Source organism: Streptomyces sp. NPDC021012 (assembly GCF_044333355.1).
GTDB lineage: Bacteria > Actinomycetota > Actinomycetes > Streptomycetales > Streptomycetaceae > Streptomyces.
The window spans coordinates 261,018-285,434 of sequence record NZ_JBIRQU010000006.1 but is presented as its reverse complement, the minus strand read 5'-3'; the positions used below and the strand labels follow the sequence as shown (position 1 = coordinate 285,434).

The 24,417-nt window shown below is 74.1% G+C and carries 20 protein-coding genes; 7 read left to right on the top strand and 13 right to left on the bottom strand.

Going from position 1 to position 24,417, the window contains the following annotated elements; genetic code table 11:
• The first annotated feature begins 68 nt into the window (after nt 1-68).
• The 3 genes from ACH4TP_RS21710 to ACH4TP_RS21700 are packed head-to-tail and all read left to right on the top strand — an operon-like array spanning nt 69 to nt 3,669.
• Nucleotides 69-347, top strand: coding sequence for an SHOCT domain-containing protein (locus ACH4TP_RS21710; protein WP_398182181.1), 279 nt, complete (start codon nt 69-71; stop codon nt 345-347).
• Entirely contained in the window at nt 344-1,114 is a 771-nt protein-coding gene (locus tag ACH4TP_RS21705) for an ABC transporter ATP-binding protein (protein WP_398438841.1), read from the top strand. Before ACH4TP_RS21710 ends, ACH4TP_RS21705 begins: the two co-directional genes overlap by 4 nt.
• On the top strand, nt 1,111-3,669 hold the full coding sequence (locus ACH4TP_RS21700; protein WP_398438840.1) for an FtsX-like permease family protein: 2,559 nt from the start codon (nt 1,111-1,113) through the stop codon (nt 3,667-3,669). The genes ACH4TP_RS21705 and ACH4TP_RS21700 overlap by 4 nt, the downstream gene beginning before the upstream one ends.
• A gap of 19 nt (nt 3,670-3,688) precedes the next feature.
• On the opposite strand, the gene ACH4TP_RS21695 is transcribed toward ACH4TP_RS21700, so the two are convergent.
• Together ACH4TP_RS21695 and ACH4TP_RS21690 are read right to left on the bottom strand one after the other, a co-directional pair.
• Nucleotides 3,689-4,294, bottom strand: coding sequence for an ATP-binding protein (locus ACH4TP_RS21695; RefSeq protein ID WP_398438839.1), 606 nt, complete (start codon nt 4,292-4,294; stop codon nt 3,689-3,691).
• 173 nt (nt 4,295-4,467) lie between these two features.
• Nucleotides 4,468-4,779 (bottom strand): hypothetical protein, encoded by a 312-nt coding sequence (locus ACH4TP_RS21690; RefSeq protein WP_398182192.1) that lies wholly within the window; start codon nt 4,777-4,779, stop codon nt 4,468-4,470.
• 187 nt (nt 4,780-4,966) lie between these two features.
• Here ACH4TP_RS21690 and ACH4TP_RS21685 point away from each other — a divergent pair, with 187 nt between their 5' ends.
• On the top strand, nt 4,967-6,097 hold the full coding sequence (locus ACH4TP_RS21685; protein ID WP_389229050.1) for a PLP-dependent cysteine synthase family protein: 1,131 nt from the start codon (nt 4,967-4,969) through the stop codon (nt 6,095-6,097).
• On the opposite strand, the gene ACH4TP_RS21680 is transcribed toward ACH4TP_RS21685, so the two are convergent.
• The 3 genes from ACH4TP_RS21680 to ACH4TP_RS21670 form a co-directional block, all read right to left on the bottom strand.
• A complete protein-coding gene (locus ACH4TP_RS21680; protein WP_398438838.1) occupies nt 6,057-6,557 on the bottom strand; it encodes an SRPBCC family protein in 501 nt (166 codons plus the stop codon). The genes ACH4TP_RS21685 and ACH4TP_RS21680 overlap by 41 nt on opposite strands.
• Before the next feature lie 122 nt (nt 6,558-6,679).
• Nucleotides 6,680-7,120 carry an SRPBCC family protein gene (locus ACH4TP_RS21675; RefSeq protein WP_398438837.1) on the bottom strand — a complete coding sequence of 147 codons (441 nt, stop codon included), beginning with the start codon at nt 7,118-7,120 and terminating at the stop codon, nt 6,680-6,682.
• A complete protein-coding gene (locus tag ACH4TP_RS21670) occupies nt 7,117-7,944 on the bottom strand; it encodes a DeoR/GlpR family DNA-binding transcription regulator (RefSeq protein WP_398438836.1) in 828 nt (275 codons plus the stop codon). Before ACH4TP_RS21670 ends, ACH4TP_RS21675 begins: the two co-directional genes overlap by 4 nt.
• Before the next feature lie 134 nt (nt 7,945-8,078).
• On the opposite strand from ACH4TP_RS21670, the gene ACH4TP_RS21665 reads away from it, so the two are divergent.
• A complete protein-coding gene (locus tag ACH4TP_RS21665; RefSeq protein WP_398438835.1) occupies nt 8,079-10,463 on the top strand; it encodes a hypothetical protein in 2,385 nt (794 codons plus the stop codon).
• Here the strand turns inward: ACH4TP_RS21665 and ACH4TP_RS21660 are convergent.
• The 4 genes from ACH4TP_RS21660 to ACH4TP_RS21645 all read right to left on the bottom strand — a co-directional run bounded on the left by ACH4TP_RS21660 (nt 10,433) and on the right by ACH4TP_RS21645 (nt 15,149).
• A complete protein-coding gene (locus tag ACH4TP_RS21660) occupies nt 10,433-12,841 on the bottom strand; it encodes a right-handed parallel beta-helix repeat-containing protein (protein WP_398182204.1) in 2,409 nt (802 codons plus the stop codon). The genes ACH4TP_RS21665 and ACH4TP_RS21660 overlap by 31 nt on opposite strands.
• Before the next feature lie 193 nt (nt 12,842-13,034).
• The gene (locus tag ACH4TP_RS21655) at nt 13,035-13,643 is read right to left on the bottom strand and encodes a hypothetical protein (RefSeq protein ID WP_398182207.1); all 609 of its coding nucleotides are present in this window, start codon (nt 13,641-13,643) and stop codon (nt 13,035-13,037) included.
• Nucleotides 13,644-13,764: 121 nt separating this feature from the next.
• A complete protein-coding gene (locus ACH4TP_RS21650; RefSeq protein ID WP_398438834.1) occupies nt 13,765-14,598 on the bottom strand; it encodes an MOSC domain-containing protein in 834 nt (277 codons plus the stop codon).
• A 56-nt stretch (nt 14,599-14,654) separates the two neighbouring features.
• Nucleotides 14,655-15,149 (bottom strand): DUF6643 family protein, encoded by a 495-nt coding sequence (locus ACH4TP_RS21645; protein ID WP_389229025.1) that lies wholly within the window; start codon nt 15,147-15,149, stop codon nt 14,655-14,657.
• Between the two features lie 460 nt (nt 15,150-15,609).
• Here ACH4TP_RS21645 and ACH4TP_RS21640 point away from each other — a divergent pair, with 460 nt between their 5' ends.
• Nucleotides 15,610-17,277 carry a M4 family metallopeptidase gene (locus ACH4TP_RS21640; protein WP_398182213.1) on the top strand — a complete coding sequence of 556 codons (1,668 nt, stop codon included), beginning with the start codon at nt 15,610-15,612 and terminating at the stop codon, nt 17,275-17,277.
• Nucleotides 17,278-17,351: 74 nt separating this feature from the next.
• Here ACH4TP_RS21640 and ACH4TP_RS21635 read toward each other — a convergent pair whose 3' ends face one another.
• A complete protein-coding gene (locus tag ACH4TP_RS21635; protein ID WP_398438832.1) occupies nt 17,352-18,821 on the bottom strand; it encodes an MFS transporter in 1,470 nt (489 codons plus the stop codon).
• A gap of 65 nt (nt 18,822-18,886) precedes the next feature.
• Between ACH4TP_RS21635 and ACH4TP_RS21630 the strand changes: the two genes are divergently transcribed.
• Nucleotides 18,887-19,669: an ArsR/SmtB family transcription factor gene (locus tag ACH4TP_RS21630; protein ID WP_398438831.1), complete on the top strand. Its 783-nt coding sequence runs from the start codon at nt 18,887-18,889 to the stop codon at nt 19,667-19,669.
• A 17-nt stretch (nt 19,670-19,686) separates the two neighbouring features.
• Here ACH4TP_RS21630 and ACH4TP_RS21625 read toward each other — a convergent pair whose 3' ends face one another.
• The 3 genes from ACH4TP_RS21625 to ACH4TP_RS21615 form a co-directional block, all read right to left on the bottom strand.
• Nucleotides 19,687-21,384: an ABC transporter family substrate-binding protein gene (locus ACH4TP_RS21625; protein WP_398438830.1), complete on the bottom strand. Its 1,698-nt coding sequence runs from the start codon at nt 21,382-21,384 to the stop codon at nt 19,687-19,689.
• Nucleotides 21,385-21,462: 78 nt separating this feature from the next.
• Complete coding sequence (locus tag ACH4TP_RS21620) at nt 21,463-23,568, bottom strand: dipeptide ABC transporter ATP-binding protein (protein WP_389229010.1); 2,106 nt, start codon at nt 23,566-23,568, stop codon at nt 21,463-21,465.
• Nucleotides 23,565-24,416 carry an ABC transporter permease gene (locus tag ACH4TP_RS21615; protein ID WP_389229007.1) on the bottom strand — a complete coding sequence of 284 codons (852 nt, stop codon included), beginning with the start codon at nt 24,414-24,416 and terminating at the stop codon, nt 23,565-23,567. The genes ACH4TP_RS21620 and ACH4TP_RS21615 overlap by 4 nt, the downstream gene beginning before the upstream one ends.
• Nucleotide 24,417: the final 1 nt, after the last annotated feature.

The window sequence follows — 24,417 nt, the reverse complement described above, 5'->3', positions numbered from 1 at the left end:
GGGACCCCTCCTCGGAGCGAAGCTCGAACCACGAGCACGCCCCCACCGCACCGAGGAGCTGAACCCTCATGAACACACTCGCCCACGCGGGCCCCGGCCCTTGGGTCCTCTTCTTCCCCCTCGTCTGGGCCGCCGTCGTCATCGGGATCGTCACCGTCGTCCGCCGGGCCGGGTGGCGCCGGGGCCGGCCGTGGCGCGACGGACGGCCGGACGAGAACTCGCCCATCGCCCTGCTCGGCCACCGCTTCGCGGCCGGGGAGATCGACGAGGACGAGTACTGGCGGCGCCTGAGCGTCCTGGAGGAGCAGTTCGGCCGCGCCGCGGACCCCAAGGGGCGCCGGACATGACCACCTCCGCCCGGCACCCCGCCGCCCGCGTCGTCGACGCCGTCAAGGTCTACGGGCGCGGCGACACCCAGGTCACGGCCCTGGACGGGGTGAGCGTCGACTTCCCGGCCGGCCGCTTCACCGCCGTCATGGGCCCCTCCGGCTCCGGCAAGTCCACCCTGATGCACTGCGCCGCCGGCCTCGACACCCTCACCTCCGGCGCCGCCCTCGTCGGCGACACCGACCTGTCCACCCTCGACGACCGGCGCCTGACCCTGCTGCGCCGCGACCGGATCGGCTTCGTCTTCCAGGCCTTCAACCTGCTCCCGACGCTCACCGTCGCCGAGAACATCACCCTCCCGCTCGACCTCGCCGGCCGCCCCGTCGACCGGGAGCGCTTCGACCGGCTCGTCGACACCGTCGGCCTGCGCGACCGCCTCCACCACCGGCCGGCCGAACTCTCCGGCGGACAGCAGCAGCGCGTCGCCGTCGCCCGGGCCTTCGCCGGCGACCCCGACGTCGTCTTCGCCGACGAACCCACCGGCAACCTCGACTCGCGCTCCGGCGAGGAGGTTCTGCGCCTCCTCGGCCGCACGGTCCGCGAGACCGGCCGTACGGTCGTCATGGTCACCCACGACCCGGTCGCCGCCGCCCACGCCGACGAGGTGGTCTTCCTCGCGGACGGCCGGCTCGTCGACCGCATGACCGGCCCCACGGCCGACCTCGTCCTCGACCGCATGAAGGCCTTCGACGCGGGCGCCGCGACGGTCCCCGGAGGCGCGCCATGAGCACCCCCGCCGTCCTCCGCCTCACCCGGTCCTCGCTCCGCGCCCACCGGCGGCGCTTCCTCGGCACCTTCGCCGCCGTCCTCCTCGGCGTCGCCTTCCTCACCGGCACCCTCGTCATGGGCGACACCCTCCGCGCGAGCTTCGACTCGATGTTCACCAGCGCCACCCGGGGCACCGACGCCATCGTCCGCAGCTCCGTCACCGTGACCGCCGCCGGCGAGGCCCAGGGCAGCCGCGGCCCCGTCGACGCCGCCCTCGCCGAGCGCCTCGCCAAGGTCCCCGGGGTCGCCGCCACCGCGCCCCGGATCGAGGGCGCGGGCCAGCTGCTCTCCGCCGACGGCACCCCCGTCGGCGGCAAGGGCCCGCCCACCCTCGCGGGCAACTGGATCGAGGACCCCGCCCTCAACCCGTACCGCCTCGCGGAAGGCCGCGCACCGCACGCCCCCGGCGAGGCCGTCGTCAACCGGGGCGCCGCGAGGACGGCCGGCCTCGGGATCGGCGACACCACGGTCCTGCGCACCCCCGACCCGGTGAAGGTCACCGTCGTCGGCCTGGCCACCTTCGGCGGCGCGGACGGCATGGGCCAGGTCACCTGGACCGGCCTGACCCGCGCCGACGCCGAGAAGTACCTGACCGCGCGCCCCGGCGAGGCGACGAGCATCGCCGTACGGGCCGGGCCGGGCGTCTCCCAGGAGGAGCTGGTCGCCGCGCTGGGGCCCGCCCTGCCCGACGGCGTCGAGGCGATCACCGGGCAGCGGGCCGCCGAGGAGAACACCGAGATGATCTCCGGCCGCTTCCTCGACCTCTTCACCACCTTCCTGCTCGTCTTCAGCGGGGTCGCCGTCCTCGTCTCCGTCTTCACCATCCACAACACCTTCGCCGTCCTCGTCGCCCAGCGGACCCGCGAGAACGCCCTGCTCCGCGCCATCGGCGCCGCCCGCCGCCAGATCGTCACCGGCACCCTCGCCGAGGCGCTCGCCGTCGGACTGCTCGCCTCCCTCGCCGGGCTCCTCACCGGCATCGGCGTGGCCGCCGGGCTCCAGGCGCTGTTCCCCGCGATCGGCTTCCCCTTCCCCGAGGGCGCCCTCGTCGTCTCCGCCACCTCGCTCCTCCTGCCGCTCGGCGTCGGGCTCGCGGTCTGCGCCCTCTCCGCGCTCCTGCCGGCCGTACGGGCCGGACGCACCGCCCCGCTGGCCGCGCTCCGCGAGACGGACGTCGACGACTCCGGCACCTCCCGGCGCCGCGCGCTGACCGGCGGCGCCCTGCTCGCCACTGCCGTCGGCACGGTCCTCGCCGGGGTCCTCGGCACCCCGTCGCTGTGGCTCGCCGGGACCGGCGCCGCGCTCGCCGTCGCCGCGTTCGTGGTGCTCGGACCGGTCGCCGCCTCGCTCGCCGTACGGGTCCTCGGCCGCCCCCTGCGCGGGGTCAACCGCGGGCTCGCCCGCCGCAACGCGCTGCGCAGCCCGGGCCGTACGGCGGCGACCGCCACCGCCCTGATGATCGGGGTCGCCGTCGTCACCCTCTTCACGGTCTTCGGCGCCTCCCTCAAGACGACCATGGACCGGACCGTGGACCGCTCCTTCGCCGGCGACGTGGCCATCGGCACGCCCTCGTTCGGCGCGGGCGGCAGCGGGCTCAGCCCCCGCCTGGCCCCGGCGGTCGCCGCGCTCCCGGAGGTCGACACCGCCGTGGGCCTGGGGCGCGGAGTCGCCGAGGTGGACGGCCGGGGCCGCGCGCTCACCGTCACCGACCCGGCCGCGCTCGCCCGGGTGCTCGACCTGGGGGAGGTACGGGGCTCCCTCACCGGACTCGGTACGGACGGGCTCGCCGTCGCCGCCGACGAGGCCGCCGCCGACGGTCTGGCACCGGGCCGGACCGCCGAGCTGACGTTCGCCGACGGCAGCCGGCGCACCTTCACGGTCCGCGCGGTCTACGAGCGCTCCGACCTCGCCGGCGACTACCTCGTCACCCGGGAGGCCTGGGCCCCGCACCGCACCCAGGACTCCGACCGGCTGGTCGCCGTCTCCTTCGCCGACGGCGTCTCCACCGGGAAGGGCAAGGCGGCCGTGACGGCGGTCGCCGACCGGTACGGCCATCCGGAGGTGCAGACCCGGGAGGAGTACGCGGCGGCCTCGGCGGGCGGCATCGACATGATGCTCACCCTCGTCTACGCGCTCCTCGCGCTCGCCGTCCTCATCGCGCTGCTCGGCATCGCGAACACGCTGACCCTCTCGGTCCACGAACGGACCCGTGAACTCGGCCTGTTGCGGGCCGTCGGGCAGACCCGGGCCCAGCTGCGGGCCATGGTCCGCTGGGAGTCCGTCCTCGTCGCCGCCTTCGGGACGGTCGGCGGGCTGGTCCTCGGCGGCTTCCTCGGCTGGGTCCTCGTCCGCGCCTCGGGCGGCTCGGGCGACAGCGCCCTCGCGTTCGCCGTACCGGCGCTCCGGCTCGCGGCCGTGGCCCTCGTCGGCCTGGTGGCGGGGGCCGTGGCGGCCTGGCGCCCGGCCCGCCGGGCGGCCCGCCTGGAGATCCTGCGGGCGATCGCCACGGAGTGACGGGCCCCGAGGGGCCCGGTCAGCCCGCCCGGCCCGCCAGGACCGGGCGGGCCACCGACGGAGCGGGGACCGGCTCGGCCGGGGCGCTGAGCGGCACGCCCGGGAGCCGGCTGTAGCCGATGTCCGCGAACGGGACCTCGGCCGCGAGGCCGAACCCGGCATGCGCGCGCTCCTCGACGGGGTCGGCGCAGGGCGGGGCCGTGAGGGTGAACCACACGACCTTCCCGTCGGCGCCGCACGGCCGGATGCCCCAGCTCTCGCTGACCGCACCGACGATCCCGAGCCCCCGGCCGGAGGTGGCGAGCGCGTCGATGTCGTCGGCCGCGTCGAGCGCGCCGAACGGATCGAACGCGCCCCCGAGCTCGGGGAGCCGGGGATCGTGGTCGCGGACGGAGACGGTGAGCCGGTCGAGCAGCAGCTCGATCTCGACCCTGCACCCCTTGTCCGGCTGGGCGTGGCGGTGCACGTTCGTCAGCAGCTCGGTCACGCCGAGGACGGCCTGGTCCACCAGGGCGTCCAGCTGCCAATGTCGAAGATGCGCGGAGATGATGCGGCGGACCTGTCCGATCCGCGACGGCAGGGCCTGAAGCTCCACCGCGTAGTACCTGCTCGGCTCGCTGATCACGGCTGCGACTCCCCGAAGTGGTCCGGAAGAAGACGAAGATTCGGATCTGTCAATGCGGTACAGAAGGGGCGGAGACCTGATCGCAGCGTCACCACCGCTGAACCCTCAGTGAAGGTGGGTTCCAGCCTGGACCAGCCGTGACCGCCCCGCAACTCGCCGCGAACCGCCGCAGCTCAGGACCGTCGCGCGGCCTTCCTCAGCGCGGCGAGGAAGCGCCCCGAGGTCTCGGCCTCGCCGTCGTGCCCCCCGTCCCGCAGGGTCAGCCGGTACCGCGTCCCGTTCACCGTCGCCACCGTCTCGTCCGCCTTCGCGAACCACGGCCGCCCCGCCCGTACCGCCGACACCGGCGCGCTGTCGATCTCGCTGCCGTAACTCGTCAGGAGCGCGAGGCGGCCGTCCTCGATCCGCACCTCGCCCGCGCGCGTCAGCGAACGCGGCCAGCGCGCGATCCGTACGCCCCTGGCGCTGAACTCCGGCTCCGTCATGTCGATCCGCCCCTTTCACCCGCTTGCCGTACCCAGTGTGCCGGGCCGCCGCCGACCGCACCAGTAGCCCTCCGCCGACCCGTCCACAAGGCAGGCCTATGGATCGTCAAAGGGAACGTTTGCCCAGGTGAGAGCGGTATTGTCGGCAGTGGGGGAGCCATGGGGCGACACATGAGGAGAGGGACGGATGAGCACCACCCACGAGAGCGCGGTCACCGCGACGGCCACCGCCGACGTCGACCGCAGCGACCCGGCGTACCGGTCCTGGCTGAAGGAGGCCGTGCGCAAGGTCCAGGCCGACGCCAACCGCTCCGCCGACACCCATCTGCTGCGCTTCCCCCTCCCCGAGCAGTGGGGCATCGACCTCTACCTCAAGGACGAGTCGACCCACCCCACCGGAAGCCTCAAGCACCGCCTCGCCCGCTCCCTCTTCCTGTACGGGCTCTGCAACGGCTGGATCCGCCCCGGAAAGCCCGTCATCGAGGCCTCCAGCGGCTCGACGGCCGTCTCCGAGGCGTACTTCGCGAAGCTCATCGGCGTCCCCTTCATCGCCGTCATGCCGCGCACCACCAGCCCCGAGAAGTGCCGGCTCATCGAGTTCCACGGCGGGCAGTGCCACTTCGTCGAGGACTCGCGCACCATGTACGAGGAGGCCGCGGCCCTCGCCGAGCGCACCGGCGGCCACTACATGGACCAGTTCACCTACGCCGAGCGGGCCACCGACTGGCGCGGCAACAACAACATCGCCGAATCGATGTACCAGCAGTTGAAGCTGGAGCGGTACCCGGAGCCCGCCTGGATCGTGGCCACCGCCGGCACCGGCGGCACCTCGGCGACCATCGCCCGCTACGTCCACTACATGCAGCACGACACCCGGATCTGTGTCGCCGACCCCGAGAACTCCTGCTTCTTCGACGGCTGGACGCACCACGACCCGGACGCCACCGCCGACTGCGGCTCGCGCATCGAGGGCATCGGCCGCCCCCGCATGGAGCCCAGCTTCGTGCCGGGGGCCGTCGACCGCATGATGAAGGTCCCCGACGCGGCGAGCGTCGCCGCCGTCCGCGCCCTGGAGACCGCGATCGGCCGCAAGGCGGGCGGCTCCACCGGCACCGGCCTGTGGAGCGCCTTCAAGATCGTGGCCGAGATGGTCGCCGACGGGCGCACCGGCAGCGTCGTCACCCTCATCTGCGACGGCGGCGAGCGGTACCTCGACAAGTACTACTCCGACGACTGGCTGGCCGCCCAGGGCCTCGACATCGCCCCGTACGCCGCCGCTATCGAGCGCTTCCTGGCGACGGGGGCCTGGCCGGAGTGAGCCGCCGGTCCAGCCGGCGCGCCGCGTCCCGGAAGGAGAACCCCACGCCCGGCGCCGCGAGCCGCAGCGCCAGCCGGAACGCGGCCGCGCCGTCGGCGGCCATCGTCCACCGCAGACGGGTCCCCGTCCCGGTGGGGGAGAGCAACCACTCCTCCGCCAGGGCCGTCACACCGGGGGCGTTCGTCGCGTCCACCCGGTACGCGTAGCGGAGGTCCGGCTCCGAGGCCAGGATCGTCTCGTCGAACGCGATCCCGCCCCGCAGCCGTATCCTCCTCCCCGCGCCGTCCCCCGTCGGCACGGCGGAGACCACGGCGGTGAACCAGGACGGCAGGCTCCCCACCTCCACGGCGACGGAACGGTAGACGACGGGCGGGGGCGCGGCGAGGGTGGCGGAGAAGACGAGGCGGACGGGCGCGGACGCGGTGAAGTCGAGCTCCACCGGCTTGAGTCGGCGCGGCATGGGCCCTCCTGGGGGACGCGAACGGATGCAGCACCTTAGCTGACGCGCTGTCAACAGCACAGGGGGCCCGCGCCCGTGCGGGCCCCGCGCCCGGCGGGGCGCGGTCCGCGACGGACGGCGGGTCACCGTTCTCCGAGCAGGCCCTTCAGGGCTCGGCCGAAGACCAGGCGGCCCGCGCTCGCAAGCAGTCCGTCGAAGGCCGTCGGGACGCCCCGCACCGAGAGCTCCTCCGTCCAGAGGACCCGGGTGCCGCCGGTCCGCGTGCCCGTGACCTCCACCTGCGCCCAGCCCCGTACCACCCGGCCCGACTTCTCCAGGCGGCAGACGCCGGGGCGGTCGGCCGTCGGGGGATCCCAGCGGACGACCTCCATCGGGTCGTCGAAGGCGAGGCGGCCGAGGCCCGTGCGGGCGGTGAACCGCGTCCCCAGCCCGTTCGGCCCCGGCGTGAGGACGATCGTCCGGGTCAGCGGCACCTGGCGGCCGTGCGCCGGCCAGTCCGTGAGACGGCGCCACACCTCCTGCGGAGCCAGCGGCACCGTCCGCTCGATCCGGAAGAGGGTCACGCCTCTTCCTCGCCCGGCACCACCAGACCCGGCAGGTGCTCCGTCACCTCCGCGCGGACCCCCTCCGGCAGGCCGCGGTCCGTCACCCAGGTGTCGACCTCGTCGAGGGTGGCGAAGGAACTCAGGCCCACCGTCCCCCACTTGGTGTGGTCGGCGAGGACGACGACGCGGCGCGCGGAGCGCATCAGGCAGCGGTTGGTCTCGGCCTCGGCGAGGTTCGGGGTGGAGAGGCCGGCCTCGACCGACACGCCGTGGACGCCGAGGAAGAGCAGGTCGAAGTGGAGCGAGCGGATCGCCCGGTCCGCGACCGGCCCGACCAGGGCGTCGGACGGCGTGCGGACCCCGCCGGTCAGGACGACGGTCGCGGCGCCGCGACGGGCCTCGCCCCCGCCGCCGGTCTGCTGCGCCTCGTGGAAGACGTCGGCGACCCGCACCGAGTTGGTGACCACCGTGAGGTCCGGCACGTCGAGGAGGTGCCGGGCCAGCGCGTAGGTCGTCGTCCCGCCGGAGAGGGCGATGGCCGTGCCCGGGGCGACGAGGGCGGCCGCCGTCCGGGCGATCTCGTCCTTGGCGCTCTGTTCCAGCACCGACTTGGCCTCGAAGCCCGGCTCGTGCGTGCTCGCCTCGACCACCGGAACGGCCCCGCCGTGCACCTTCGCGACCATGCCCTGCCGGGCCAGCGCGTCCAGGTCGCGGCGGATCGTCATGTCCGAGACGTTCAGGCGGCGGGTCAGCTCGTTGACCCGTACACCGCCGCGCCGCCGTACCTCGTCGAGGATGAGGGCACGCCGCTGCTCCGCGAGGAGGTTCTGATTGTCAGTCACCGCCGGGGCCGGTCCTTCCGCAGGAGACAAGGGGATGAGCGTCGGATTCGGTGAGGGACCGTGCGCGACCGCACGGCCGTCCGCGATCCTGTTGCCGACGTCGCATCTTCCCACTCGGAGAGGAAGTCCCCTCAGTGCCCCCTGCCACACCCGCTCCGGAGAGCGGGGGCGCGGCGCTCGAACTCCTCGTCCACGGAGTCGGCGGAGCCACCCCCGAGTCGATGCTCGACGACCCCAGGACCGTCCGGGTCACCGGCGACCGGACCGCCGCCGTGTACCGGCGCGGCGAGGACCTCGACGCCGAGGACCACCCCGAGCGGTACGCGGCCCGGCCCGTCCCGGAGGCGTACTGCTGGTCCAATCTGACCTCCGGCGACGGCGCCCGCGCCCTGTGGCTGCTGCTCCTGCCCTTCATGGTGGCCAATCTGGCGCACTGGATGCGGCCGCCCGCCCAGGGCAGGCCGGGGCTCGTCCGGCTCTACGGGGTCCTCGTCCGGCTCGTCGCCCTCACCCTCACCGTGCTCCTCACCGCCGCCGCCTGCGAGGTCGCGCTCGACCTGACGGCCTGGCAGTGCGCCGCCACCACCGCCTGCACCGACAGGTACTCCTGGCTCGGCTTCCTCTCCGAGGCCCGCGGCGGCTGGTGGTCGGCGCCCGGCCGCCGCCTGGCCCTCGCCGCCCTCGTGCCGACCGCGCTCGTCGGCCTGCTCTGGTACCTCTCCAACCGGACCTGGAGCGCGTACGAGGCGCAGCGCCCGCCCACCGGATACGACGCCCCCGTCCCCGGGCCCACGGCCGACACGGAGGCCGCCGACGCCGCCGACCCCGCGGGGCCCGTCGAGCTCCGCCCCGCCCTCGGCCGCCCCGGCTTCTGGTACGGCCGCCGGCTCGTCGCCCGCCTCAGGGCCGCCCACACCGCCGCCGGCTTCCTCACCGTCGCCGCCGCCCTCGCCACGGCCACCGCCCGCCACGACGCGGGCGCCCCGGGCCTGCGCACCGTCCTCGGCTGGGCCCTCCAGGCCGCCGTCGCCGTCCTCGCCGTCGTCGTGCTCTGGGTCGTCTGCCGGCGCGGCCGCAGCGAGAGCCGCCTCGACCTGCGCGTCGAACGCGCCCTCGTCTCCTGGCTCCCCGCCGCCTCCCTCGTCCTGCTCGCCCTCACCGCCCTGCACACCGGCTGGTCCCGCCCCGGATGGGCCTCCTCCGGCACCCTCCCCGGCGACGCCGTCTTCGGCGCCCTCACCCTCGCCCAGGGCGGCCTCGTCGTCGCCCTCGGGATCGTCGCCCTGCTCCTGCGGCACCCCGGCGGGGACCCCCGCACCGTGCTGCGCGGACTCGGCGGGCCCGCCGTCGCCATGCTCGCCTGCGCCCTCGGCGGAGTGATGTCCGGGGGAGTGGCGCAGCGGGTCGCCGACTGGCTCGACGGCCCGGCCGGCCGGGGCGACGCCCGCATCGGCCCGCCCGTCCTCCTCAGCTGGCAGGCCTCGGTCATTCCGGTCCTGCTCCTGCTGCTCCTCGTGCCCGCCGCCCTCCTGGGCGCCCGGACCGTCCTCGAAGCCCGGCGGCTGCGCCCCTCCGTCGAGGCCGACTACGACGCCGCCGGCGAACCCGACCCGGTCCGTACGGGGCAGATCGCGGCCGACCGGGCCCGCGCCGCGCTCACCGACTCCGCGCCCCTCCTCGTCGGCGTCGTATCCGGCGCGACCCTGCTCCTCGGGGCCGCGTCCGTCGCCGGCGCCTGGGCCAGCGGCAACGTCCCCGGCCGGGCCTTCGACGGGGCCCACCCCGCGATCGCCTCGCTCGCCTCCGCGACCCAGGCCCTCGGCTCCTGGATGATCGGCCTCGGCTTCCTGCTCTTCGTCACCTGGGGCCGCCGCGCCTACAGGGACGCCTCCGCCCGCCGCACCATCGGCATCCTCTGGGACGTCGGCACCTTCTGGCCCCGCGCCGCCCACCCCTTCGCCCCGCCCTGCTACGCCGAGCGCGCGGTCCCCGACCTGACCTGGCGGATGAGCTCCTGGACCCGCTCCACCGGCGGCCGGCTCGTCATCTCCGGGCACTCCCAGGGCAGCGTCCTCGCCGCGGCCGCCGTCTGGCAGCTCCAGCCCGCCACCCGGGGCCGGGTCGCCCTGCTCACGTACGGCTCACCCCTGGAGCGGCTCTACGGCCGCTGGTTCCCCGCCTACTTCGGCCCCGAGGCGCTGCGCGCCCTGAACCGCACGGTGCACTGCTGGAGCAACCTCTACCGCGCCACCGACCCCATCGGCGGCCCCGTCCGGGTCCCCGCCGAGGACGGCCGTCCGGCCGTCGACGGAGCGGTGCTGCTCGACCCCGTCGCCTACGGCCGCACCCGCGCGCACCCGCTGCCCGAACCGATCCTGGGCCACTCCGACTACCAGGCCGACCCGGCGTTCGCCCGCCACCGCTCCGAACTCCTCGACCGGCTCCCGCCCGCCCTGCCCCACCAGCGGACGCCGAACGAGGCCGCGGATCAAGGCAGTTCGGGCAGGTCCTCCGGATAGAGCAGCGTCAGGTCGTCCGTGCTCGGCTCGGCGAGCGCGGCGACCCGGCCCGCGTGCCGCTCCACCATCGACTCGAAGGTCCCCCGTGCCGTACGGCCGTTGCCGAACGCCGGGCCCTTGGGGAGCTTCTCGAAGTACGCGAGCAGCGCCTCGTCCGTGCCCGGCGCGAGCCGGTACTCGTGCTCGTCCGCCTGCTGGCCGACGATCCGGAGCAGTTCCTGAGGCGTGTAGTCGCCGAAGGTGATGGTCCGTGAGAAACGCGAGGCCACGCCCGGGTTGACGGTGAGGAAGCGCTCCATCTCCGCCGTGTACCCGGCGACGATGACCACCACCGCGTCCCGGTGGTCCTCCATCAGCTTCACCAGCGTGTCGATCGCCTCGCGGCCGAAGTCCCGCCCCGAGTCCTCCGGCGACAGGGCGTACGCCTCGTCGACGAACAGCACCCCGCCGCGCGCCCGGTCGAAGGCCTCCTGCGTACGGATCGCCGTCGAGCCGATGTGCTCGCCGACCAGGTCCACCCGGGAGACCTCCACCAGGTGCCCGCGCTCCAGGACCCCGAGCGAGGCGAGGATCTCGCCGTACAGCCGGGCCACCGTCGTCTTGCCCGTGCCCGGGTTGCCCGTGAAGACCAGGTGGCGGCGGACCGAGGCCGCCTTGAGCCCCGCCTCCTGGCGCCTGCGCCCCACCTCGATCATGTTGGTGAGGGTCCGCACCTCCAGCTTGACGCTCTCCAGACCCACCAGGGCGTCCAGCTCGCCCAGTACGTCCTGCGAGGAACGGGCCTCCGGCGCGGGCTGGGGAGCGACGGGCGCGGCCGGCGCCGGGGCGCGAGGGGCGGGCACCGTGCCGAGCAGTCCCGCCGACTGGGCGGCCGTCAGGACCGTGCCGCCGTCGGGGACGGAGGAGCGGACGGCGCTCTCGTCGCTGGTGCAGTCCTCGGCGCTCGCGCCCTCATCGGGGAACTCGTAACCACCGCGCGCGCACCGCTCCGTACGGCACTTGCGCAGGGTCGTCCGGCAGCCGTCCGTGACGTGGAAGCCGTACCCGCCGCTGCCCGTCACCCGGCAGCCGTGGAAGGAGCCGCGGCCCTCCGCCGAGACGTAGAAACCGGCCTCGGCGGGCGAGGTGACCACGCACCGGTCGATCGTGGGGTCGGCGCCCTTGGTGACGATGACCCCGGTCTGCACCGAGTCGATGGTGCAGCCGCCGAGGGTGCCGCCGCTGCCGTGGTCCCGGAACCAGGCGCCCGTGGAGGCCTCCCGGATGCGGCAGTCGTCGAGCTGGGCGGTGGCCCCGTCGCTCACCGACACCGCCGTGTTCCGCACCTGCGTCAGATCGCTGTCGACGACGTCCACGCGCGAGCCCCGGTCGAGGACGAACAGCGCGTCCGGCACGTCGTGCACCCGGCAGGCGTCCAGGACGGCGGTCGCCCCGTCGCTCACCCACACCGCCGGGTAGTCGCCCGTGCTGTCGTGGATCTCGCACTGGTTGGCGTCCACCCGCGTCCCCGGGTCCCACACCGACAGGCCGTTGCGCCCGAAGCGGCGGACGGTCGACCGGGTCAGCGTCAGGACCGAGCGCGAGCGCAGGTCGACCGCGTTCTCCGGGACGTCGTGGATGTCGCAGTCCGAGAGCGTGAGCACCGCGTCCGTGTCGAGCGTGATGCCGTCCGCCGAGGTGCGGTGCACCGAGGAGTCGGTGAGGTGGGCGGTGGCGCGGGCCGCGATCTGCAGACCGGCGCCCTTGATCTCGTACACCTCGCAGCCGACGCCCTCCAGGCCGCTGCCCTCGCCGGTCACGGCGATCCCGGCGCCGGAGGCGTGGTGCACCCGGCAGCGCTCCAGGCGCGGATGCGCCCCGCCGCGCACCGAGACGCCCGCCTGCCCGGCGGAGACGATCTCGCACTCCTCGAAGACGCCGCCCGCGCCGTCCAGCACGGCGATGCCGACCCCGGCCGGGTTGTCGACCGTGCAGCGGCGGACCGTCGGGCGGGCGGCGCCCCGCACCTCGATCCCGGCGGCCGAGCGGGTCATGATCCGCAGGTCGAGCAGTTCGGGCGTGCCGTCCTCGACGAGCAGCGCGGGCGCGGCCACGTCCTGCCCCTCGATGTGCAGGTCCTGCACGGTGACGGAGGCCCGGAGGGTCAGCGGCACCCCGTCCGGGGGCGCGATCCGCACCGAGCCGACCCCGCCCTCGGGGCCGCGCAGGGTGACGGCCCGCCGGACCACGAGGTTCTCCCGGTAGGTGCCGGGCGCGACGGTGAGCACGTCCCCGTCGCCGGCGGCCTCCAGGGCGGCGGCGAGAGAGGGGTACTCACCCGTGCGGCGCCGCCACCGCGATGTGCCGGTGTGCGTCACCTGGACCGTGCCCTGTGCCATGGGTGTGCCCTGCCCCCGCCTCATGCCTCGCCGCTGATCCGATGCCCCACCGTAGCGCGCGCGGCGCCACGGGGTTGACGGGTCGCCGACCCGCGCCCGCACGGGAGGCCGACGGCCATCGGACAGGCGTCACCGCCGGTCCGGAGCGGTCGACCTCGATCGGGGAGTGATCGAACTCGAACGCGCGCGGGGGTCAGCTCCCCGTGCCCGTACGGCCCCAGTCGGGGCCCGCCGCCGCCCACGCCCGGTCGAGGCGCGCGTACCGCCGGACCACCAGTCTGCGGACGGCCAGACGGCGGACGAGCTCCACCAGGAGACCGGCGAGCAGCGCGGCCGTCAGGCCGGCGACGACCGCATGCGCGCGGGCCGTCCCCGGCTGCATCGGCGGCGCGACCGGGTGCCCGGTCCGGTCCGTCCAGAGCCGGAAGGAGGCGCCGGGCGCGGAGTGCTGCCGGGCCGTCGCCACCGTCCCCGTGCGCGCCGAGCCGTCCGGCGCGGTCCAGTGGGCCACCACGGAGCGCCGCAGCCGCTCCTCGCCGGCGGTCTCGACGGACTTGGGGCCGCTCACGGGGCCGTCGGCGAGCCGCACCACCCGGGCCGTCGTCGCCACCCGCTGCTCCTGCTGCGTGCGGACCGCGCGCGCCAGCGAGCCGTACGCCGAGGTGCCGACCGTCCAGCCCGTCAGGGGCACCGCGAGGCAGAGCAGGACGGCCGCCGCGAAGGCGACCCACGCCTCGACGAGATCAGTGCTCCGGCGCAGGGGATTGTGCCGCCAGCGCCAGAGTCCGATGGCTGCGCGCACGTGGGGACCCCCTAGTTGTTCACCACTCCTCGTTCACCACTGCTCCAACGAGTGTGCCCCGGGCGCGGGTTCCCCGCCTGTCGGGCCGGTGAAGTGTGACGCGCGCCCCCTGGCGGGCGGATCAGTCCAGGATCTTCACGGGGTCGCCGACCCGGACCGTGCCGGTGTGCTCGGGGACGAGGTTCTGGCCGAAGATGACGCGGCCGTCGCTCTTGCGGTGCCGGGAGAGGGTCCGCAGCGGCTCCTTGCCCCGCTCGGCGGTGAGCTGGTCCGTGGTGGTGAGCACGCAGCGCCCGCAGGGCCGGGCGACCCGGAAGGTGACCTCTCCGACGGCGATCCGCTTCCAGCCGTCCTCCGCCCAGGGGGCGGTGCCCTCGATCACCAGGTTCGGCCGGAACCGGTTCATCGGCAGGGGGCCCTCGTCGGCGTGGTCGCCCTGGGCGATCAGGGAGTTGAGGGCGTCGAGCGAGGTGGTGGTGGCGACCAGCAGCGGGTAGCCGTCGGCGAGGCTCACGGTCTCGCCGGGCAGCGCGTAGTCGGGGTCGACGGGCCGCCGGTGCTCGGGCGCGTCCATGTGCACGAGCCGTACGTCGCTCTCCAGGTACGAGGAGAGCCAGGCGGCCGCGGCGGGGGCGGCCGGGACCACCTCCACGAACTTGCCGAAGATCTCCATCGTGAGGGTGGGCGTGGCGGGCGGCGGGGTCGGTACCCCGACCTCCAGCGTGGGATGCCCGGGAGCGGACAGGGCGATCCCGCCGCCCGGCAGCGGCTCGGCCGCGGCCAGCGCCATCCGGGGGTGACGGCGCTGGGTCACGACCTCGTTCGCGGCGTCGACGACGGCCCAGCGGCGGTCCCCGGCCAGCCCCCAGGGCTCGACCTCGGCCTCCGTGCGGGTCAGCGCGCGCATGGATTTCACCGGGTGGACGTGGACGGAGCGGAGCACAGGAGTCGACATGCCCTCAATCCTGCCAGCCGCCCCGGCCCCGGCGTCGGCCGGGGGCGCGGAGCCGGTCAGTAACCCCCGCCCTGGTAGGGGCGGTTGTACGGGTCGTCGTACGGCGCGGGGGACGGGACCGGCGCGGGCCGCGGGGCCGCCGGACGCATCGCCTCGTAGCCGGTGGCGGCCGGGCGGGGCTGCTGCGGGTACGGGCCGCCCGGGTAGCCGCGCGGGGCCGCCTGCTGCTGCGGGATGTACGGGGCCGGGGCGTGCTGCAGCGGGACGGGGGCCATCTGCGGCGCGGGCTGGGGGTAGCCGTAGCCGCCGTGGTGGGCGGGGGCGGGCTGCGGGGCGGGCGCCGCCGGGAGGGCGGGCAGCGCCGAGGGGAGCGCCGGCAGGTAGGAGTTGCTCACGGGGAAGCCGCTGCCGGTGTCGTAGGCGGCGGGCACTCGGATCGGGGCGATCTGAGGCGTGCCCCGCTCCGCGACCAGGGAGTCGTAGATCGGGGTGTCCGGGAAGGACGGCGCGGTGTGGAAACCGCCTCCATAGGTGGAGCGGGGGGAGGTCATGGCACATAAGTTAAGCCCACGATGTGCCGGTTGGGGAGCCCCCATCTTAGGGTCATCCGTTTTACGCGCTTTTTCGCGCCCTGACCTGCCAAAACATTGTTAAAGGCCGCGTTAACGGCGGGGGATTTTTCCCTCGCCCGAGGGACATCTGTCGACGCCGGCCCAGGTGGCGGACTTTCGATCTTGCGCGTTTGGAACTCAGGATTATCGAGCTATTACCGAACGTGACTGCGTGCCGTTGTGTTGCGGATTCCTGTGGCCGTCGTGTCGGCGTGTGTCCGGATCTTGTCCTTCCGATGAAGCCGTGGGCGGCAAATCCGGCATCAAGGGGCGAACCCTCTTTTGTGGCACGTGACATGTGCGCGACGGGCTGCGAATGTCCCTGCCCATCAAGGCAGTCCTCCTTGAACGGGTGGGCGGCGATCCCGTCCAACTCCCCATGAATCTCTGGAGAAAACACATGTCCTCGCTTTCCCCCACCGGCGGCACGGCACGGCGTCTCGCCCTCACCTCCGGCGCCGTCGTCCTCACCGGCACCCTGATCGCCGCCGGTGCCGCCACCGCGTCGGCGGGTGCCGCTCCGGCGCCCCACGCCGGCGCCTCCGTCGCGGCCACCGCCTCGTCGCTCGGCCTCGGTGCCAAGGAGAAGCTGGTCGTCAAGGACGTCATCACGGACGCCGACGGCACGGTCCACACCCGCTACGAGCGCACCTACGCCGGCCTTCCCGTCCTCGGCGGCGACCTCATCGTCCACCGCGCCTCGAACGGCGCCGTCAAGGACGTCACCAAGGCCGTGAAGGCCGCCATCAAGGTCGCCTCGCTCACCCCGAAGCAGACCCCGACGGCCGCCAAGTCCGCCGCGGTCAAGGCCGCCAAGACCGCGCGGACCACGGGTGCCGCCACCGGCGACGCCCCCCGCAAGGTCATCTGGGCCGCCGACGGCAAGCCCGTCCTCGCCTACGAGACCGTCGTCACCGGCACCCAGGACGACGGCGTCACCCCGAGCGTGCTGCGCGTCGTCACCGACGCCGACACCGGCAAGAAGCTGTACGAGCAGCAGCTGATCGACGACATAGCCGGCGGCCTCACCGCCAAGGGCGCCACCGGGGCCACCAAGCCGGGCGGCGCCCAGGTCGCCGCGGTCGGCACCGGCGCCAGCCAGTACAGCGGCACCGTCGGCCTCAACACCACCACGTCGACGAAGGGCTTCGACCTCGTCGACACCGTGCGCGGCGGCTCCAGCGTCCTCGACTTCCAGCACCGTACGAGCGGCAAGGGCGTCCTGTTCTCCGACGCGGACAACGCATGGGGCAACGGCACCTCCGCCGACAACCAGACCGCCGCCGTCGACGCCGCCTACGGCGCCGCCAAGACCTGGGACTTCTACAAGGACGTCCTGCACCGCAACGGCATCAAGAACGACGGCCGGGCCCCGGTCTCCCGGGTCCACTACGGCAGCGCCTACCAGAACGCCTTCTGGGACGACCGCTCCTTCACCATCAGCTACGGCGACGGCGCGAACGACCAGCACCCGCTGACCCAGCTCGACGTCGCCGGCCACGAGTTCAGCCACGGCGTCACCTCCGCCACCGCGGGCCTGCAGTACTCCGGCGAGTCCGGCGGCCTGAACGAGGCCACCTCGGACATCTTCGGCACCGCCGTGGAGTGGAACGCGAACAACGCCCAGGACAAGGGCGACTACCTGCTCGGCGAGAAGATCGACCTCTTCGGCAACGGCAAGCCGCTGCGCTACCAGGACCAGCCGAGCAAGGACGGCCGCGGTTCGGCCGACTACTGGAGCGCCGGGGTCGGCAACCTCAACGTGCACTACTCCTCCGGCGTCGCCAACCACTTCTTCTACCTGCTGTCCGAGGGCAGCGGCGCGAAGGACATCAACGGCGTGCACTACGACAGCCCGACCGTGGACGGCTCCACCGTCACCGGCATCGGCCGCGACAAGGCCGTACAGATCTGGTACAAGGCGCTGACCACGTACTTCACCTCCACCACCGACTACCACGGCGCCCGTGAGGGCACCCTGAAGGCGGCCGCCGACCTCTACGGCGCGGGCAGCGCCGAGGTGAAGGCCGTGGACGCCGCCTGGGCGGGGGTGAACGTCAAGGCCTGAGCCGTACGGCGGTGAACACGGGTGCGCAAGGGGGCGGTGTCCGGGCTACCGGGCACCGCCCCTCGCCGTATCGCTCACCCGGCCCGGGCGGCACCGGTCCGGCGCCCGGCGACCGCGGCCAGCGCCGCCGCCAGCAGGAACGCCACCGAGGCGACGACCGCCGACACGCGCAGTCCGTCGACCACACCGCCCGTCGCGCCGACTAGCGCCCCGAAGAGGGCCACGCCCATCGCGCCGCCCACCTGGCGGGACACGTTGAACACCGCTGACGCCGTGCCCACCCGGGCCGCCGGGGCGGCCTCCATGACGGCCACGGTGGCGGCCACCACGGTGACCGGCGTCGCGAGACCCGTCGCCATCAGCGCGAAGAGCAGGACGGGATACGGCGTGTCGGGGCCGGCCGCCAGCCAGCCCAGGAAACCGGCGCTCCCCAGCAGCAGCGCCCCGGCCATGGGCACGTACGGACCCTTGCGGGCGGTCAGCCGGCTCGACAGCGGCGCCGCGAGGAAACCCATGCAGACCGACGGCAGCAGGGCCACCCCGGTGATCAGCGCGCCGAACTGACGCTCCTGCTGGAAGTACAGCGTGACGACGAAGAGCAGCCCGTAGTAGCCGAAGCTCAGCAGCAGACCGACGAGGTTCGTCGCCGCGAGCCCGGCCTCACGCAGCAGCGAGGGCGGCAGCAGCGGCCGCCTGCCCTCCGGCCGTACCGCCGCGGCCTTCTCCAGGCGCAGTTCGACGGCGGCGAAGGCGGCCAGGCACAGGACGCCTCCCGCGAACGGCACCAGCACCTCCGGCGAGGACCAGCCGGCGGACCCCGCCTCGTTGAGCGCGCCGGCCACGCCGAACAGCCCGAGCACGCCGAGCAGGAGACCGGCCGGATCCGCCCGCCCCGGCCGGGCCCTCCGCCCCGGCGCCGGTACGTGACGCACGGTCAGCAGTACCGCCGCCGCGGCCACGGGCAGGTTCACCCAGAACACCGCACGCCAGCCGAACCCGGCGACAAGGAGCCCGCCGACCGCCGGTCCGGCGCCGAAGGCGACCGCGGACACGAGCCCCCAGAGGCCGACTGCCCGAGCGCGCAGGGTCCGGTCGGGGTAGGCCGCCCGCAGCAGGGCGAGCGAGGCGGGAACCAGCAGCGCGGCCCCGGCGCCCTGAGCCAGCCGGGCCCCGATCAGGGCCCCCGTCGAGGGCGCGAGGGCGCACCCCGCCGAAGCGGCCGCGAAGCCCCCGAGCCCGGCGAGGAACAGCCTCCGGTGCCCGAAGCGGTCGCCGAGCCCGCCGCCGAGCAGCAGCAGCCCGGCGAAGCAGACGCCGTAACCGTCGACGATCCACCGCAGGCCCGAGGAGCCGGCGTCGAGCGAGACCCGGACGGTGGGCACGGCCACGTTGACGACCGTGACGTCGAGCATCACCAGGAAGTACCCGAGGCTCAACGCGACGAGCGGCGGCAGCGAAAGAGAGGGGGACGGACGGCCCGAAGGCGGGTCGGCGGAGACGGCGGCGGTGCGCGCGGGGGAGAACGAGGGATCCGTGGAGGGCATGTGACCCAGTCTCACGGCGCGATACTTCGTCGCCCGTCTAAGTGTCCCCGGCCTAGGCTGGCCGCATGGCAAGGACGACGACCGGCCGACGCCGGGACCAGGTGCACCATCAGCCCGACACCGCCCGGGCCGCGCAGCTGATCGCCGATCCCTCCCGCGCGCGGATGCTGAAGGCGCTCGGCGACGGCCGCGCGCTGGCGGCCGGTCTGCTCGCCGCCGAGGCGGGGGTGAGCGCCGCGACGGCGAGCGTCCATCTGGCCAAGCTCGTCGAGGCGGGACTGGTCCTGACGGAGAGCGCGGGCCGGTGCCGGTACTACCGCCTGTCCGGCCCCGACGTCGGCATCGCCCTGGAGGCGCTGGCGGTCATCGCGCCGCCGCTCCCGGTCACCTCGCTGCGGGAGAGCAGCACCGCCGGCGCCCTGCGCCGCTCCCGCACCTGTTACGACCATCTCGCCGGCCGGCTCGGCGTGGGCCTCCTCGGAGCCCTGCTCGACGGCGGCCTGCTCGCCGGACACGACGGCGGCCACCGCCCCGGGGAGGCGGTACGCGACGGTGCGTCCGGCTACGGGCACGACGTCGACTACCGGCTCACCGACACCGGCCGGGACGCGCTGACCCGGTTCGGCGTCGACCTGGACCGGCTGCCCGCCCGCCGGCGCCCGATCCGCTACTGCGTGGACTGGAGCGAACAGCGGCACCACCTCGCGGGTGCGGTGGGCGCGGCGCTCACCGCGCGGCTCTTCGAGCTGCGCTGGCTGCGCCACGGGGCGAGCCCCCGGGTCGTCCATCTGACCGAGACCGGTGCCGACGGCCTGGCCGGCACCTTCGGTCTGCGGGTGGTGGACTGACCCGGGGGCTCGGGGGGTTACTTCTGCCAGCCCACGGTCTCCGGCAGGGGCGTGCCGAAGATGGTGGCCCCGACGTTGGCCAGGCCGTTCTTGACGCCGTAGATGGAGGGGCCGCTGAACAGGGGCAGGTAGCCGTACTGCGCCAGGGCCTTGCGCTCGACGGCGTTGGCCTCGGTGGTCTGCCGGACGGGGTCGGAGACGGCCGAGACGGCGTGGATCTCCTTGTCGAGCGCGGGGCTTCCGATGCCGACGATGTTGGAGGCGCTGTCGGTGCAGTAGAACTCGCACAGGTAGCGGGTGCCGAAGGGGTCCCCGGCCCGGTTGCCGACGAGGAAGATGTCGAAGCTGCGGTCGGTGAGGATCTTGGCGAAGTCGGCCTCGGTGGAGTTCTTGAGGTCGACCCGGATGCCGACCGGCTTGAGCATCTGCACGAGCGCGCCGGCGGTGGCCTTCTCCAGCGGGTCGTCGCCGCGCAGGGTGTAGGTGACGGTGAGCTTCTTGCCGTCCTTCTCGCGGACGCCGTCGGCGCCGGGCTTCCAACCCGCCGCGTCCAGGGTCTTCCTGGCGCTCTCCGGGTCGTGCTTGATCACGGCGCCGACGTTGTCGGAGTAGCCCTTCTGGAAGCTGAAGAGCAGCAGCGAGCCGGGCAGGGGCTCGCTGTAGTCGCCGAGGCCCTGGAACTGGATCCTGGCGATCTGGGTCCGGTCGATGCTCTCCAGGAGCGCCTTGCGCACCTGGAGGTCCTGGAGGTGGGGCGACTTGGCGTTGACGTAGAAGGAGTACGCGAAGGGGCTGCCGCCCTGGCGGATCTCGGTGCCCTGGACGCCGGAGAGCCGCTTGAGGCCCTCGGCGTCGCCCGCGGAGGTGTAGTCGATCTGGCCGTTCTTGAAGGCGTTGGCCGCGGCGGCCGACTCCAGGTTGACGTAGACGCGCTTGTCGAGCCTGCCCTTCTTCCCCCACCACTTGGGGTTGCGCACGAAGGTGAGGTCGCCGGTCTTGGCGTCGAACGTGCCGACGGTGTACGGGCCCGCGCCCCACTCGGGGTGGACCTTCTTGACGTAGGCGTCGTTGTAGGCGGCGACGGTGGCGGCCTTGGGGTGCAGGAACGTGGTGAACAGGCTCGACCACCAGGGGGCGACGCCCTTGAAGTCGATGACCGCCTGCTTGTCGTCGGCGCCGCGGGTGACCGAGGTGATGTGGCCGTAGCCCTCGGTGTCGGTCGCGTTGTACTTCTTGTCCGCGCCGTTGTTGGCCTGCCAGGTCGCCTTGACGGCGGTCCAGTCGATCGGGGTGCCGTCGTTGTAGGCGGCCTTGGGGTTGAGGGTGAGGACCACCCGCTGGTTCCCGCCTTCGACGCTCACCTTCACGTCGCTGAGGTAGTCCGGGTTGTACTGGGTCTCACCGGTGGGGGAGTACGTGATGACGTCCGGGTTGTACCAGAACCAGACGCGCTTGGCGGTGAGCGTGGAGTTGGCGTTGAACGGGTTGCCCTGGTCGTCGATGGTGCCCGCGGTGGTGTAGGTGCCGCCCTCCTCGACCTTGTCGTAGGGCTGGGGGTTGTAGTCGACCTTCGCCGAGGCCGCGGCGGGGGTTCCGCCCTTCGCGGGGCCCCCGCCGGTGCCCGGTGCGCCGGATTCGGAGGAGCCGCAGGCCGAGACGGCGAGGGCGAGGGCCGCGGTGAGGGCGGCTGCGGGGACGGCGATTCTCGATCGCATGGCGGGATGGATCCTCATTCCTTCATGGGGGGCGGCACCAGGGGTGCGGTGCCGGAGCGATGGGGGCGGGGCCCGGGGTCAGCGGGCGTGGCAGGCGTGGCGGTGGCCGGAGCCGGGGGCCGCCGGGCCCAGGGAGGGCCGCCGCGTACGGCACCGCTCGCGCAGTGCCTCGTCGTCGAGCGACCGGTACAGCGGGCAGCGGTCGACGAAGACGCAGCCCGGCGGGAGGTTCGTCGCGCTCGGCTGCTCGCCTTCGAGGACGATCCGCTCGCGGGCGCGCTCGCGCCGCGGGTCGGGCACCGGGATCGCCGAGAGCAGGGCCTCGGTGTACGGGTGCCGGGGGTTCGCGAAGAGCTCCTCGGTGCCGCCGGTCTCGACGACGTGCCCGAGGTACATGACCGCGATGCGGTCGGCGAAGTGCCGCATCACGGCCAGGTCGTGCGCGACGACCAGGTAGGCCAGGCCGAGTTCGCGCCCCAGCCGGGAGAGCAGGTTGACGACGCCCGCCTGCACGGACACGTCCAGGGCCGAGACCGGCTCGTCCAGGACCACGATCCGGGGCCGGGTCGCCAGGGCGCGGGCGATGCCGACGCGCTGGCGCTGTCCGCCGGAGAGGGCCGCGGGGAAGCGGTCCGCCACCGAGGCGTCGAGGCCGACCATGCCGAGGAGTTCGGCCACCCGGGCCCGGACCGCCGACCGGTCGGCACCGGCCGCCCGCAGCGGTTCGGCGAGCAGCTGGAAGACGGGGAGCCGGGGGTCGAGGGCTCCCATCGGGTCCTGCATGACGATCTGCACCGCGCCGCGGAGCTCCCGCAGCCGCGCCGCCGGGCCGGGGTCGGCGAGGTCCGTGCCGGCGACCTCGATCCGGCCGCCCTCCGGCGGCCTGAGCCGCAGGATCTCCAGGAGCGTGGTGGTCTTGCCGCTGCCGGACTCGCCCACCAGACCCAGGGTCTCGCCGGCCCGCAGGTCGAATTCGACGTCGCTGACCGCGTGCAGGGTGCCGACGCGGCGCTTGAGGAACGCGCCCTTGGTGACGGGGAAGGTCTTGGACAGGCCCGACACCCGCAGCACCACCTCGCCGGGGGCGGTGTCCTCCGGGACCTCCGGAACCTCCGGGGCCTCCGGCGCCGGGAACAGCTCCTCCGCCTTCAGCCGGCCGTCGGCGATCTCGTCGGCGCGCAGGCAGGCGACGTCCCCGTGCCCGGCGACGGGCGTCGCCACGGGTTCCTCCGTACGGCAGCGGTCCAGCGCGGCGGGGCACCGGTCAGCGAAGGGGCAGCCGGCCGGAAGCGCCACCAGGGAAGGGGGTTCGCCGCCGATCGGCACCAGCGGGCGGCCCTTCGGGGCGTCGGGGCGGGGCACCGCGCCGAGGAGGCCGATCGTGTAGGGCATGGTGGGCCGCCGGAACAGCTCCTCGGCGCCCGCCCGTTCCACGATCCGCCCCGCGTACATCACGGCGACGTCGTCGGCGTACCCGGCGACGACCCCGAGGTCGTGCGTGATCAGCACGAGCCCCGCGCCGGTCTCTGCCTGTGCGGTCCGCAGCACGTCGAGGATCTGCGCCTGCACGGTCACGTCGAGGGCGGTGGTGGGTTCGTCGGCGACGATGACCGACGGCGCGTTCGCGATGGCCAGGGCGATGACGACGCGCTGGCGCATCCCGCCGGAGAACTCGTGCGGGAACGACCGCGCCCTGCGGTGCGGTTCGGGGATGCCGACCAGGTCGAGGAGTTCGACCGCGCGGTTCCACGCGGTCTGCTTCGTGAGGTCCTGGTGCACCCGCAGCGCGTCGGAGAGGAGCCGCCCGACCGAGTAGATCGGGGTCAGCGCGGACAGCGGGTCCTGGAAGACCATGCCGATGTCCTTGCCGCGTATCGCGGACAGCCGGGTGTCGTCCAGGCCGACCAGGTCGCGGCCGCCGAGCAGCACCTCGCCCGACACCCGGGCGGTGGGCGGCAGCAGCCCCATGATGCCCATCGCGGTGGCGGACTTGCCCGAGCCGGACTCGCCGACGATGCCGAGGGTCCGGCCGGGCAGCAGGTCGAAGCCGACCCCGCGCACCGCCTCGACGGGTCCCGTCTCGGACGGGAAGGAGATCCGCAGGTCCCGCACCGACAGGACGGGGGCGGGTCGCGCGGTGTCGCGCGAGGACGTGCCGGGCGCGGGTGCGAGGGTGAACGTCATCGTGCGCCTCCCGAGGCCGCCGATACCGAGGTGGGGTCGAGGGCGTCGCGCAGTCCGTCGCCGACGAGCGTCATCGACACCGTGAGCAGGACGAGGAGGCCGGCGGGGAACGCGAACAGCCACGGGGCGCTGGTGATGGTGCCGGAGCCGTCGGCGAGCATGGTGCCCAGCGACACGTCGGGGGTCTGCACGCCGAAACCGAGGAACGACAGGGCCGTCTCGCTGAGGACGGTGGCGACGACCCCCAGGGTCAGGTTGACCACGAGCAGGGAGCCCAGGTTGGGGATGATGTGCCGCAGCACGATCCGCCACGGCCGCACGCCCATGAACTCGGCGGCCAGCACGTAGTCGCGTTCGCGCAGCGAGGTGGACAGCGACCAGACGACGCGGGCGGTGGTCATCCAGCCGAAGACGCTGAGCACGAGGACCAGTCCCCGCCAGTCGCCGGCGAGCCGGTGCGAGACCAGGGCGAGGATCAGGAACGACGGGACCACGAGCAGGAAGTGGATGACCGCCAGGGTCACCTTCTCCACCCTGCCGCCGAGGTACGCGGCTCCCGCGCCGATCACCGCGGCCAGCGCGACCGTCAGGACCGACACGCAGACCGCGATCACCAGCGAACGCCGCAGGCCGTGCACGGCCTGGGCGTACACGTCGTTCCCGCCCTGGTTGGTGCCGAAGGGGTGGGCCGGGCCCGGCGGCTGGGTGAGCGCAGCGAAGTCCGCGTCGGTGTACGCGAAGTCCGTGAACAGGCCGCCGAGGACGCTGAAGAGGACCAGGAGCGCGAAGAGCGCCACGCCGAGCAGGGCCCCGCGATTGCGGCCGAAGCGCCGCAGGTACAGCGTCACG